At 66.7% G+C, this 13,373-nt stretch carries 10 protein-coding genes; 4 read left to right on the top strand and 6 right to left on the bottom strand.

The features are described from left to right. Window positions 1–256 precede the first annotated feature (256 nt). The 5 genes from AB4Z47_RS29730 to AB4Z47_RS29750 all read right to left on the bottom strand — a co-directional run bounded on the left by AB4Z47_RS29730 (window position 257) and on the right by AB4Z47_RS29750 (window position 6,646). Window positions 257–1,699, bottom strand: a complete 1,443-nt coding sequence (locus AB4Z47_RS29730; RefSeq protein ID WP_441955868.1) for an MFS transporter — start codon at window positions 1,697–1,699, stop codon at window positions 257–259. Next, the gene (gene egtD / locus AB4Z47_RS29735) at window positions 1,696–2,670 is read right to left on the bottom strand and encodes an L-histidine N(alpha)-methyltransferase (RefSeq protein ID WP_441955883.1); all 975 of its coding nucleotides are present in this window, start codon (window positions 2,668–2,670) and stop codon (window positions 1,696–1,698) included. The genes AB4Z47_RS29730 and egtD overlap by 4 nt, the downstream gene beginning before the upstream one ends. Window positions 2,671–2,751: 81 nt before the next feature. Further along, window positions 2,752–3,939: a hypothetical protein gene (locus AB4Z47_RS29740; protein ID WP_441955870.1), complete on the bottom strand. Its 1,188-nt coding sequence runs from the start codon at window positions 3,937–3,939 to the stop codon at window positions 2,752–2,754. A gap of 63 nt (window positions 3,940–4,002) precedes the next feature. Beyond that, window positions 4,003–5,238 carry an ATP-grasp domain-containing protein gene (locus AB4Z47_RS29745; protein WP_441955872.1) on the bottom strand — a complete coding sequence of 412 codons (1,236 nt, stop codon included), beginning with the start codon at window positions 5,236–5,238 and terminating at the stop codon, window positions 4,003–4,005. A 451-nt stretch (window positions 5,239–5,689) separates the two neighbouring features. Then, a complete protein-coding gene (locus tag AB4Z47_RS29750) occupies window positions 5,690–6,646 on the bottom strand; it encodes a LysR family transcriptional regulator (protein WP_441955885.1) in 957 nt (318 codons plus the stop codon). Between the two features lie 101 nt (window positions 6,647–6,747). Here AB4Z47_RS29750 and AB4Z47_RS29755 point away from each other — a divergent pair, with 101 nt between their 5' ends. Further along, entirely contained in the window at window positions 6,748–8,151 is a 1,404-nt protein-coding gene (locus tag AB4Z47_RS29755; RefSeq protein WP_441955874.1) for an MFS transporter, read from the top strand. Then, the gene (locus AB4Z47_RS29760; protein WP_441955876.1) at window positions 8,148–8,894 is read left to right on the top strand and encodes a 3-hydroxybutyrate dehydrogenase; all 747 of its coding nucleotides are present in this window, start codon (window positions 8,148–8,150) and stop codon (window positions 8,892–8,894) included. Before AB4Z47_RS29755 ends, AB4Z47_RS29760 begins: the two co-directional genes overlap by 4 nt. An 8-nt stretch (window positions 8,895–8,902) precedes the next feature. Here the strand turns inward: AB4Z47_RS29760 and AB4Z47_RS29765 are convergent, their stop codons facing one another. Further along, window positions 8,903–9,496: an SACE_7040 family transcriptional regulator gene (locus AB4Z47_RS29765; RefSeq protein ID WP_441955877.1), complete on the bottom strand. Its 594-nt coding sequence runs from the start codon at window positions 9,494–9,496 to the stop codon at window positions 8,903–8,905. Window positions 9,497–9,589: 93 nt separating this feature from the next. Between AB4Z47_RS29765 and AB4Z47_RS29770 the strand changes: the two genes are divergently transcribed. Together AB4Z47_RS29770 and AB4Z47_RS29775 are read left to right on the top strand one after the other, a co-directional pair. Continuing rightward, the gene (locus tag AB4Z47_RS29770) at window positions 9,590–11,188 is read left to right on the top strand and encodes a carboxyl transferase domain-containing protein (RefSeq protein WP_441955879.1); all 1,599 of its coding nucleotides are present in this window, start codon (window positions 9,590–9,592) and stop codon (window positions 11,186–11,188) included. A 5-nt stretch (window positions 11,189–11,193) separates the two neighbouring features. Further along, entirely contained in the window at window positions 11,194–13,245 is a 2,052-nt protein-coding gene (locus tag AB4Z47_RS29775) for an acetyl/propionyl/methylcrotonyl-CoA carboxylase subunit alpha (RefSeq protein WP_441955881.1), read from the top strand. Window positions 13,246–13,373: the final 128 nt, after the last annotated feature.

Genomic DNA, 13,373 nt, shown 5'->3' on the forward strand with positions numbered 1-13,373 from the left:
GCGCGCTTGCTCCCTCCGAAGAGGCTCTCGACACCCCGCTCAGCCCGCCGCTTCTCAACGACGAACCGGGGCCTGCTACCCGGCGCTCCGACGCCTACCGGGACGGGACTCACACCCGCTAGCTCGGTCCAACTTTCAGGACGCAACATCCGTTCACCCTAGGTCGCCGTCGGCTGTGGTGGGCGCACCGACAGCGCATGTCGCGCGGGCAGGTGAGTCGCCGACGGAATCGGCCGTTGTCGATCCTGTCAGGAGTTCACTCGCGCCGCGCGATCGCGGTCGTGATGCCCTGACCGCCGATATGCCGCGGCCGTGGCATGAGTACAGCGGCGAGAACCGCGCCGGCACCGAACAGGCCGATACAGATCCACATGGCCGCGCGGTAACCGGCACCGAAGGCGCTGGGGTCGGTGAGGGGCGCGCGGGAGATTCCCACGAGGCTGGGGACAGCGGCGATGGCGAGCAACTGGGCGATGCGGGCGATCGCGTTGTTGACGCCGGAGGCGATCCCGGCTTCTTCGGTTGGCACCGCGGCGAATACGGATTCGGTCAGCGGAGCCACGAACACGGCCATACCCGCGCCGAATAGCACGACGCCGGGCAGCACCGCGGTCGAGTAAGAAGCGTGCGTATCGATCTGGGCCAGTAGGACCGATCCCGCGGCGGCCAGCAGCAGCCCGATCGTCATCGGCACGCGCGCGCCGTGCCGCTGCGCCCACTGCCCCACCCAGGTCGATGTCACCAACATGATCGCGGTGACCGGCATCGTCGCTGTCCCTGCCGCGAGGGGTGAATAGCCCGCGACGACCTGCAACTGGAGCAGCAGCAGGAACAGCACGCACCCCAGGGCGGCATACACCGGAAACGTCACCAGATTGACCGTGGTGAACACGCGCGAACTGAACAGCGCCGGCGGCACCAGCGGATGACGGCTGTGGATCTGCACGATCACGAACACGGCCAGCAGCGCCACACCGACCAGCTCCATCCATACCCGCGCCGCGATCAACCCGTAGGTCAGCATCCCCAAACCCGTGACGATTGCGGCGGTTCCGAGCACATCCGGCCGCGGGGGCACATGCGGATCCCGGCTTTCCGGAACACATCGCACCGAGATGACGGCCACGGTCAACGCCAGTGGAACATTGATCAGGAACACCGAGCGCCACCCCGCCAGTTCCACTAGCCACCCGCCGGCGATCGGCCCGACCGCGCCTGCCACTCCCCCCAGACCTGACCACATTCCGATCGCCGCGCCCTGGTCGCGCGGATCTATCGACGCCGAGATCAGCGCCAGACTGCCGGGTGTGATCAGCGCACCCGCGACCCCCTGTACCACCCGCGCCGCCACCAGCATCGCAACATCCGACGCAGCACCACACCAGGCCGACGCCAGCGCAAAACCCACACTGCCCAAGATGAACACCGCGCGACGACCGAACCGGTCGCCCAACGCCCCACCCACCAGGATCAGCGACGCCAAGGCGAGGGTGTAGCCGCTCACCACCCACTGCAGGTCCACCACATCGGCGCCGAGACTCGAGCCGATATGTGGCGCCGCGATATTGACCACCGTGGCATCGAACGACACCACCGCCGAACCGAGCACGGTCGCCGCGACGATCCACCGCCCGGCACTCGATCGCAACCGGGGCCGCTCGGCAGGCGTCGCCCCGGTCGCTGCAATGACGTCACTCATCTTCGTGCAAGCACCACAGCGAAACGATCGGCGGGATCGGTCCAGGATCGCTGTGCCTGGAAACCGGCCGCCGCGAGTTCGTCGTGGAACGGCGCCAACCGGAACTTCGCCGAGATCTCGGTACGCAACTGCTCACCAGCGGCGAATTCGATCACGAGATCCAAGTCCGCGACGGTGACCGTCATGTCGGCCGTCGCCTCCAGCCGCATCTCGATCCACTCGTTGTCGGCGTCCCACACCGCAACGTGCGCGAACCGGTCGGGCTCGAAGTCCGCACCGAGTCGGTTGTTCACCACCTGCAGGATGTTTCGGTTGAACTCGGCGGTCACGCCGGCCGCATCGTCGTAGGCGGGCACCATGACGGCCGGATCGGTCACCAGACCCACCCCCAGCATCAGCTGCTCCCCCGGCTCGAGGACGTCGTACATGCGACCGAAGAACTCGGCCCGCTCCGCCGGTGCCAGATTGCCGAGAGTGCCGCCGAGCAGCACGATGATTCGTTGGCCACGGCGTGGGAGCGAATCCAGTCTGCTCGTGAAATCACCGACCACCCCGTGGATCTCCAGTCGCGGAAATTCCTCGTTGATCCATCCCACGGCGGCCCGTAAGGCGGACTCGGAGACGTCCAGTGGCACATATGAGCGCAACGATCCACGCTCGCTCAGCGAACTCAGCAGCAGACGGGTCTTCTCCGACGAACCCGAGCCGAGTTCCACCAACTCCGCGGCGCCGGAGGCCGCGATCGCGATCTCGTCCGCGCTGGCGCGCAGCAGCGCACGCTCGGTCCGTGTCGGGTAGTACTCGGGCAGTTCGGTGATCGCCTCGAACAGTTTGCTGCCCTGGGCATCGTAGAACCATTTGGAGGGCAGCCATTTTCGTCGCCCCGACAACCCGAGCAGGACGTCTGTGCACAGCGCGTCTCGCAGGTCCGCTTCGGTCAGTCGAACATCGATCGTTGGTTCCATGTCGATCGTGGTTTCCTTTCGTGCAAGTGTCCGAAGCGCGTCCCGCTGCGTGGTGGGGTTCTTCGCAGTGGAATTCGCTTCCCGGCTTCACAGCGCCGGGGCGAACACATGTTTATGGCGGGTCGATTCGGCCCAGGCGCCGACAACTGGGGACAGCAGGCCGGCGGCGAGCAGGACGAATCCCGCCACATACCAGCCGACGACGCCGACACCGATGCACAACCAGGTCAGCAGCGCCGGACCGACCGCGTCCGCCATGCGCAGTCCGATGCCGAAAACGCCGAGGTACTGACCGATGTCCTGCGGTGGCGCGAGAGCATTGGATGCCTCGAAACCGCCTGCGGTCTGCCATAATTCGCCGACGCTCAGGACCACGGCGCCGGCGGCCAGGATGAGCACGGCGACCCATCCTCCGTGACCGTGCGCCGTCGCCAGCAGGACGCAGGCCACGAGGAAAGCCCAGCCGCTGCGGCGCAGCGCCGCGGCGGCCGCAGGAACGCTATCGATCCGCCGGCTGGCTCGAACCTGGAAGAGCACCACGATGGCGATGTTCAGCATGTCTATCCCGGCAATCGACCATCGCGGCGCGGTGGTTGCCCCGATGATCCACAGCGGTAGGGCAACCGACTGAATTCGATACTGCAGCGACAGCACGCCGTCCAGCGCCGTCAGTGCCAGATACGGCCGGTCGCGCAGCGCGATCCAACGGCCCTGGTCGTGCCCCGTCTCGGCCGCCGCAGGTCCCAGAGCGGGCAGCCGGCCGACCAACAGCGCCGCCAAGGCGAGAAATCCCGCGGCGACAACGATTGCCACCCGATAGAGCAGCGCCGAATCCAACTGCACGGCCACTGCGGCAAGACCGATACCGACGGCGATACCGGCGTTCAGCACCGAACGGATGTATGCCCGGAACTCGTTGGCGCGACTGGTGACGACTCGCGGAATGATCGCGGTGGTCAACAACTGCACGCAGGCCTGCGCGGCGGCCGCGACCGGGACGACGACCAGGTACATCGGAAATCCGTCGACCACGAGAAATCCGACGGTTGCGAAGGTCGCGACGAGCAGGCTGCCGCGCAGCACGCCCAGCGGACCACGCCGATCCGATAGTTTGCCGATCAGCACGCCAGCCATGACGGAGGCGGCGCCTGCGACGCTGAGTCCCACGCCGATCTGCATCGGCGAAATTCGCACAATTCTGGTGAAGTAGAGGACCACGGTGGATAAATAGATTCCGCTGGATACCGCGCCGGCCACTGTGATCGACGTCAACATTCGCTGCGGTCCGGGCGGCGGCAGGACGGAGGATAACCAAGACACTGGAGAAATCCGAGCAGATCAGGCCGCGGCCACGCCGGCGGGCGAATCGAGTGGGGCGCAGACCATCCGGAACCCTTTCACGGTGCGCCGCACCGATTCCAGCACTTGCGCATTCGAGCTTCCTCGGAAGCGGAATGCCGCACCGATGTCGGCGTAGCCGAACGTCTCGGTGATCACCGACCCCACCTGCGGGATCGAATAGTGGTATGGAGCGTGCGTGTGCGGGACATCCCATTGCACGTCCACCACCGTGCACGGCGGGGTCACCGGCGGGTGAATGAGCAGTTCGGCGACCACCGCTCCATCGGCGAGCGACGCAGTGGCCGGAGTTCGGCCGAGCTGGATGTCGACCGCAGCGCCGAGCAGGTCGTACTTGTGCACCTCCCGCCACATGTGCGTCGTTTCCCCGCCGCATGCCCGCGCTGCCACCTCGAGGAACTGAATTCTCGGGGAATCGCCGTCACGCCCGATGAAGAATTCGAGATGGAAGACAGTGGGAACACCCTTGCTGAGCGCCGAGAGTACGGACTCGGCAAATGTGGCCAATGGTCCGATCAACTCGGGATCGTCGATCTCTATGTAACCAAGACTTGTCCCGTTGTTGGCGAACTCGAGGCATGTTCCGAGATATTGCGACCCACGCCAGGGACCGAGCTCGGTACCGGTCCACACGCCGTCGATGGCACCTACCTCGTCGGGGCAGAATCGCTGTACTAGAAATGGTTCCGAGCTCAAGTCGAGCAATTCCGATATATCCGCTTCGGAATCCAGCTTTATGATGTCTCGGCTGCCGCCGCCGAGTCGCGGTTTGACGATGAGCGGAAATCCTTGGTCCGCGGCGAACTCCATGACTGCACGCACATCGGGAGCATCACTATATGCCGGTATGACAACATTCTGCGCGGCGATTGTATCGGCCATGGATAACTTATCCCTGAACCGCATGACATATTCCGGTCGATCACCCGGGATATCGAATTCCACACGCAGCTCCGCGGCCGTCATGAGATCGTATTCGTGCATTGCGACAATGCGTTCCGGCGTACCGAACCGAGCCGCCAGATCGCGCACCGCGGCGGGCACGAGACTCATGTCGTCGAGGACCGTGACAGCGGCCGCCGCCTGCGTAGGTATACCGTCGAGCACGCTGCGCGCGCATACATAGGTGACAAGATTGGCACCGTGGTCGATGCGCTCGGTATACGGAACGTCTACGCCGCGAACTCGATGGATCACGGTCACGTGTTGCTGCACAGGTTCCTCCGCTTGAAGTCGGATCACTGAAGTCAAATATGGCGCCGGAAATGAAGGCAGAGTTACGCGTCCGCCAACGCCCGGCAGCGATGCGGAGAAACGTGCGGTCAGTTGACTAGTTACAGTGGCCCATGGGCACCGGATCCATACCTCATGCAGATAAGTATGCGACTTCCCGCATCTGGTAAATATTCCCTATCATGAGAAATGCGAGTTGGTCAGTTCGGTTGTATGCTCTGAGTTTTAGACTTCGACAGAGCGGCACTCGCGAGGGATGCAACCTCGTACTCAGAACCCTGCTGTGCATTTCCTGTGATGTTGCTGTGCGGCCATCGCCGCCGGTCATCCACGCTACAGAGTGTGGCATAGATCACAATCACTACCGCCGGATCGCCAGTCGACCGTGACGTCACGGAGCATCGGACCCCACCGGATGCCCGACGAATCCGCGTCAGACGGGGTGGCCGAGAAGAATAGGGCGTAGGTCGGTGACCACGGCGCGGATGGCGTCTACGACGGCGGATACCTCGGGGCGGCGGAGCGTTTCCTCCCGGGCGACCAGCCAGTAGCCGAGGGTGACCGTCACCGAGTCGGCGAGTACGCGGACGAGGTCGGGGTGCCGGTCGGCCATGAAGCAAGGCAGCAGGCCGAGGCCCGCGGACGCGCGGGTCGCCTCTACGTGCACGAAAACATTGGTGGAGGTGACGGATTCGCGCATCGCGGGCACGAAGCTGGAGGCGAGGTCGAGGTCGTCGACCTGGAGCATGGAATCGATGAAGTACACCAGCGGGTGCTCGGCCAGGTCGTCGATCGTCGCCGGAGTCCCGTGTTCGCGCAGGTATTCGCGCGAGCCGTAGAGACCGAGCGAGTAGTCGGCCAGTCGCGCGGCGGTAGCGCGGTGCACCTGCGGCTCACCGACCACCACCTCGAGGTCGAGTCCCGACCGCTGTTGCGACGCGCGCCTGGTCGTCGCCACGATCTCGACCGCGATCTTCGGATGCCTCCGCTGCACCTCAGCGGCCGCCGGCGCGGCGATGTAGGCGCTGAAGCCGTCGGTCGCCGAGACCCGGACCACCCCCTCCAGCAGCCGGTTGCCACCCGCGTCGGCGGCGAGGGATTTCACGGCCGACTCCACCACTTCGGCCGCGGCCAGCGCCTCCTTGCCGAGATCGGTCAGTTCCCAGCCACCGGTTGCCCGGGTGAGCACCCGGCCGCCGAGGGTCTGCTCCAGCGCCGCTATGCGCCGCGAGATCGTCGTGTGGTTGATGCCGAGTTCCTCTGCAGCGGTGACGAATCGGCCGGAACGCCCGACCGCCAGGAGTACGAGAAGGTCATCCGCACTGGGACGACCAGCGGAGGCCGGGCGCATACCTGCATCTTTGCAGATGTGTACTGCATTACTGGTCATTGCGACGTAATTCATCTGCACGAATACTCTGTTCAACCAGAGATTGTGGGGGCCGTCACATCGCGACCCGATGTGTGGCCCCCGGCACGAAGGAGAGTTCGATGAGGAGCGCCGAAGGCCGCGGACAGAACGCGGGATTTCCGAGGGGCGAGGATCCCGGCGGGACGACAAACGGCCTGAAGCGGGTGGTGGCCGCGTCGATGGCGGGCACGGTTGTCGAATGGTACGAGTTCTTCCTCTACGGCACCGCCGCCACGCTCGTGTTCAGCAAGGTGTTCTTCGCGAAGGACACCAGCGATCTGGACGCCATCCTGGCTGCCTTCGTGACCTACGCCGTCGGTTTCGCCGCGCGCCCACTGGGCGGCGTCGTCTTCGGGCATTTCGGCGACAAATACGGCCGCAAGAAACTGCTGCAGTTCAGCCTGGTACTGGTGGGCGCGGCGACGTTTCTGATGGGCTGCCTGCCCACCTTCGCACAGATCGGCTACTGGGCACCCGCGCTGCTGGTCTTGCTGCGATTCATCCAAGGTTTCGCGGTCGGCGGGGAATGGGGCGGCGCGGTCCTGCTGGTTGCCGAACACAGTCCGAGTCGAAGCCGGGGCTTCTGGGCGAGCTGGCCGCAGGCGGGCGTGCCCGCGGGCAATCTGCTGGCGACGGTGGTGCTGCTCGTGCTCACCTCGACACTCTCGGACGCGGCGTTCCTCAGCTGGGGCTGGCGGGTGGCGTTCTGGCTGTCCGCGGTGGTGGTGCTGGTCGGCTACTACATCCGCACGAAGATCACCGACGCGCCCATCTTCGTCGCCGCGCAGCGGGAGGCCGAGCAGATCAAGGCGACCTCGCTCAGCGTCGTAGAGGTGCTGCGCCGCTATCCGCGCGGCGTGCTCACCGCCATGGGGCTGCGTTTCGGCGAGAACGTCATGTACTACCTGGTGGTCACCTTCACCATCACCTACCTCAAGGTGCAGGTGCACGTGAACACCACGGTGATCTTGTGGTGGCTGCTCGCCGCGCACGCGGTGCACTTCGTGATGGTCCCACTCGCGGGCAAAATGTCCGACCGCTTCGGCAGACGACCGGTCTACTTCGTCGGGGCGCTGACCGCGGGCACCTGGGGCTTCTTCGCCTTTCCGATGATGGACAGCGGCCACAACGTGATCATCCTGTCGGCCATCATCATCGGCCTGATCTTCCACGCCCTCATGTACGCGGGGCAGCCCGCGATCATGGCGGAGATGTTCCCCACGCGGATGCGCTATTCCGGTGTGTCCCTGGGCTATCAGGTCACCTCGATCGTGGCCGGGTCGCTGGCCCCGATCATCGCTGTCCGGCTGCTCAACACCTACCACTCCGCGGTGCCGATCGCCTGGTACCTGGCGGGCGCGGCCGCGGTGACCGCGATCGCGGTACTCGTGGCCAAGGAAACGAAAGGACTGACCTTGGAAAGCGTCGACCTCGCGGACGCCGAAAACCTCACCGCACACCCCGCGACGGTGCCGGTGCGATGAGCGACCTCGATGGGCGTTCAGCCCTGGTCACCGGCGGCGCGAGCGGCATAGGCGCGGCATGCGCACGGGAGCTGGCGGCACGCGGCGCCCACGTCACCGTCGCCGACATCGACGCTGCCGGCGCCGATGCCGTGGCCCGTGAGCTGGGCGGAAAATCCTGGGTGGTGGACCTCCTCGACCTCGATGCACTGGAATCGCTGGAGCTGGAGACCGACATCCTGGTGAACAACGCGGGGGTGCAGCACATCAGCCCGATCCAGGACTTCGCGCCGCGCCGGTTCCGCGAATTGCTCGCGCTGATGATCGAAGCGCCGTTCCTGCTGGTACGCGCGGCCCTGCCGCACATGTATCGGCAGGGCTTCGGCCGGATCGTCAACATCTCCTCGGTGCACGGCCTGCGGGCCTCGGAGTACAAGGTCGCATACGTGACGGCCAAGCACGGGCTCGAGGGGCTGTCGAAGGTGACCGCGCTGGAAGGTGGCCGCCACGGCGTGACGAGCAACTGCATCAATCCCGGCTACGTCCGGACGCCATTGGTGGACAAGCAGATCGCCGACCAGGCCACAGCACACGGCATCGCCGAACAGGAGGTGCTGGAGAAGATCCTGCTCACCGAGAGCGCGATCAAGCGTCTCGTCGAGCCGGAGGAGGTCGCGGCACTGGTGGGCTGGCTCGCGTCGACGCGCGCGGGCATGGTCACCGGCGCCTCCTACACGATGGACGGCGGTTGGAGCGCGCGATGAGGGCGCGCTCAACCGAGGGCGGCCAGCGCCATACTGCGCAGCACCGGGCGGGCACGGACGGCGGACGCCATGGTCGCGCTGTGCGGGGTGGAGTTGATCAAGCCGAAGGCGGCGTGGGCCTGCACCCGCGCCGTCTCCTCGGGTAGGTCGTGGTGCAGCTCGCGCAGCACCGCGACCCAGATCTCCACGTACTGACGCTGGGTACGGCGGATCTCGCGACGGGCGGCGGCCGGAACGTTGTCCAGGTCGCGGTCCTGGATGCGGATCAGCTCCGGCTCGCCGAGCGCGAAGTCCAGGTGATGGTCGACCAGCCCGGACAGCGCGTCTCCCGCCGAGGTGGTCGCCGCGACCACCGTCTTGCCGCCGGCAAGCAGCCGCTGACTGACCCCGACGAGCAATTCGACCAGCAGCGCCTCCTTGTTCGGGAAGTGCCGATAGACGGCCGGGCCGCTGATTCCGACGGCGGCGCCGAGGTCGTCGAGGCGCATGCCGAGGAAGCCGCGGTCGGCGATGAGCCGGGCGCCCGCCTCGAGCAATTGCGCACGGCGCTGTGCTTTCAACTGCTCGCGGCGGGTGAGCGCGACGGGTTCGAGGCTGGTCACACGCGCTCCTTTCGCCCGACCTGGACATCTCGGTTAACCAAGACTAACCTGAATTCCAGTTATCGGCGACTAACTGGACGACAGGATGGCGTGATGACCGTTACCGAAGAGGCCGTCGAGCTCCGCAGCGCGCACGGGGCGCTGGTCGACGACCTGCGCGCCCGGCTGGCCACCGCGGCCCTCGGCGGGCCCGCGAAGGCACGCGATCGCCACGTCGCGCGGGGCAAGCTGCTGCCCAGGCAGCGGGTGGACCAGCTGCTCGACCCGGGCAGCCCGTTCCTGGAACTCTCCCCACTGGCCGCGACCGGGATGTACGGCGACGAGTCCCCCGGCGCCGGGATCATCACCGGGATCGGGCGAGTGTCCGGCCGCGAATGCGTGATCGTGGCCAACGACGCCACGGTCAAGGGCGGCACCTACTACCCCATGACGGTGAAGAAGCATCTACGCGCGCAGGAGATCGCGCTACAGAACCGGCTGCCCTGCCTGTACCTGGTCGATTCCGGAGGCGCGTACCTGCCACACCAGGACGAGGTGTTCCCCGACCGGGAGCATTTCGGGCGCATCTTCTACAACCAGGCGACCATGAGCGCCGCAGGGATTCCGCAGATCGCCGCGGTGCTCGGCTCGTGCACCGCCGGTGGTGCCTACGTGCCCGCGATGAGTGACGAGGCCGTGATCGTGCGCAACCAGGGCACCATCTTCCTGGGCGGCCCGCCGCTGGTGAAGGCGGCGACCGGCGAGGTGGTCACCGCCGAGGAGCTCGGCGGCGGCGAATTGCACTCGCGCACATCGGGTGTCACCGACCACCTGGCCGAGGACGATCAAGACGCGCTGCGCATCGTGCGCCGGATCGTCGCCACGCTCGGGCCGCGCCCGCCCAGTCCGTGGGAGGTACTGCCCACCGCGGCGCCCACCGCGCCGGAATCCGAGCTGTACGACGTGGTTCCGGTCGACCTGCGCACGACCTATGACGTGCGCGAGGTCATCCTCCGTCTGGTCGACGGAAGTAACCACGGCGAGAGCGGTTTCCACGAGTTCAAGGCCGAATACGGTAAGACCCTGGTCACCGGCTTCGCGCGCATCCACGGGCATCCAGTGGGCATCGTCGCCAACAACGGCGTGCTGTTCAGCGAATCCGCCATGAAAGGCGCGCATTTCATCGAGCTGTGCGACAAGCGAAAGATCCCGCTGCTGTTCCTGCAGAACATCACCGGGTTCATGGTCGGCCGCGACTACGAAGCGGGCGGCATCGCGAAGCACGGCGCCAAGATGGTCACCGCCGTGGCCTGCGCGCGGGTACCGAAGCTGACCGTGGTGATCGGCGGTTCCTACGGCGCGGGCAACTACTCGATGTGCGGGCGCGCGTATTCGCCACGTTTCCTGTGGATGTGGCCCAACGCCAGGATCTCGGTGATGGGCGGCGAGCAGGCGGCCTCCGTCTTGTCGACGGTGCGCGGTGATCAGCTCGACAGCAGCCGACAGCCCTGGTCTGCGGCGGACGAGGAGGCATTCAAGGCCCCGATCCGGGAGCAGTACGAGAACCAGGGCAACCCCTACTATTCGACCGCCCGCCTCTGGGACGACGGTGTGATCGACCCCGCCGACACCAGAACCGTGCTCGGACTTGCCCTTTCGTTGTGTGCGCAGGCGCCGCTCGAACCCGTTTCCTACGGCGTCTTCCGGATGTGATCGCGATGCTGACCAAATCCGTTCCGGTCGGATTCGACACCGTGCTCGTCGCCAACCGCGGCGAGATCGCGGTGCGCGTGATCCGCACACTGCGTGCCATGGGTATTCGGTCGGTGGCCGTCTACAGCGACGCCGATGCCGACGCCAGGCACGTCCACGAGGCCGACACCGCGGTGCGCTTGGGCCCCGCGCCCGCAAGGGCGAGCTACCTCGCCATCGACAAGGTGGTTGCGGCCGCCGTACGGACCGGTGCGCAGGCGGTGCATCCCGGCTACGGATTCCTTTCCGAGAACGCCGCTTTCGCCGCCGCGCTGGCCGAGGCGGGCATCGTCTTCCTCGGCCCGCCCACGCGCGCGATCGAGGTGATGGGCGACAAGATCGCCGCGAAGAACACCGTCGCCTCGTTCGGCGTCCCCGTGGTGCCCGGCATCGCGAAGCCAGGGCTGACCGACGACGAGCTGATCGCCGCGGCCGCAGAGGTCGGGTATCCGGTGCTGGTCAAGCCCTCCGCCGGCGGCGGAGGCAAAGGCATGCGCCGGGTGGACGACCCGGACCGGCTAGCGGACGCGCTGGTCAGCGCACGGCGCGAGGCCGCGGCAGCGTTCGGTGACGACACGCTGTTTCTGGAGCGCTTCGTCACCCGGCCCCGGCACATCGAGGTGCAGATCCTCGCCGACCGATTCGGCAACGTACTACACCTGGGCGAGCGCGAATGCAGCCTGCAGCGCCGCCACCAAAAGGTGATCGAGGAGGCGCCCTCGACACTGCTCGACGCGGATACCAGAGCCAGGATCGGCGCCGCCGCCTGCAACACCGCGCGCAGCGTGGACTACGTCGGCGCGGGCACCGTGGAGTTCATCGTCTCCGCCGACCGGCCCGACGAGTTCTTCTTCATGGAGATGAACACCCGCCTGCAGGTCGAACACCCGGTGACCGAGCTGGTCACCGGCGTCGACCTGGTGGAATGCCAGGTCCGCGTGGCGGCCGGGCAGAAGCTCGCGGTGGCGCAGGACGACATTCGCATGGTCGGCCACGCGATCGAGGCCAGGGTCTACGCCGAGGATCCAGGACGCGGATTTTTGCCAACCGGCGGCACGGTGCTCGACCTGGCCGAGCCGGAAGGCCGAGGGGTGCGGGTCGATTCGGGCCTGCGGGTCGGCACGCTGGTCGGCAGCGACTACGACCCGATGCTGTCCAAGGTCATCGCGCACGCCGGAGACCGGACCGCTGCGCTCGCGGCACTCGATAGGGCGCTGGCCGATACCGTAGTGCTCGGCGTGACCAGCAACATCGAGTTCCTGCGCTTCCTGCTGGCCGACCCCGACGTCGCCGAAGGACGGCTGGACACCGGCCTGCTGGATCGGCGGGTGGCCGAGTTCCATCCCGCCACCGTCGGCGACGAGGAGTTCGTCGCCGCCGCTGCCTGTCACTGGTTGCGGCGCTGGCCCAGGACGCAGGGCAACCCCTGGGACGTCCCTTCCGGGTGGCGGATCGGGGCCGACGCGCCCACGCCGATTCGGCTCGCGGGTGGTGATCGGGTCGAGCACGTCTCCCTGTCCGGCACGCCCGACCACGGCACGGTGCGCATTGGCGACGGCGAAATATCGTCGCTCACAGCGACATTCACCGGCCGCGTCGAGTCGTACACCGGGGTGCTCACGCTCACCGTGGATGGTCTGCGGCGCGAATACCGCGTCGCCGAGCAGGACGGCCACCTGTGGGTTGCCGGACCGTCCGGCGTCGCCGTGCTGCGCGAGGTCGCCGAGGTCGACGTGCGTGGCGGCGCCGAACACGTCGGCGATGCCGAACTCCGCAGCCCGATGCCCGGTTCGGTGATCGCGGTACCGGTCGCCACGGGCGCCACCGTCGCCGCGGGCGCGCCTGTGGTCATCGTGGAGGCGATGAAGATGGAGCACTCGCTCACCGCGCCGGTTGCCGGAACCGTCGAACTGCTGGTCGAGCCCGGCGCCCAAGTGCGCCTCGACCAAGTGCTGGCGCGGATCGTCGGCGCGCACACCGAACCGCAATCCGCCGAGCACGAAGGAATCCCCGCATGAGCGGTCAAGCCCGGAGGCGGCAGCGAAGCGTAACCACGGAGAGCTCCGCTCATGCGAGAAAGGACACAGCATGAGCGGTCAAGCCCGGAGGCGGCAGCGAAGCGTAACCACGGAGAGCTCCGCTCATG

It is taken from the genome of Nocardia sp. 2TAF39 (assembly GCF_052114905.1).
Taxonomy (GTDB): Bacteria; Actinomycetota; Actinomycetes; order Mycobacteriales; family Mycobacteriaceae; genus Nocardia.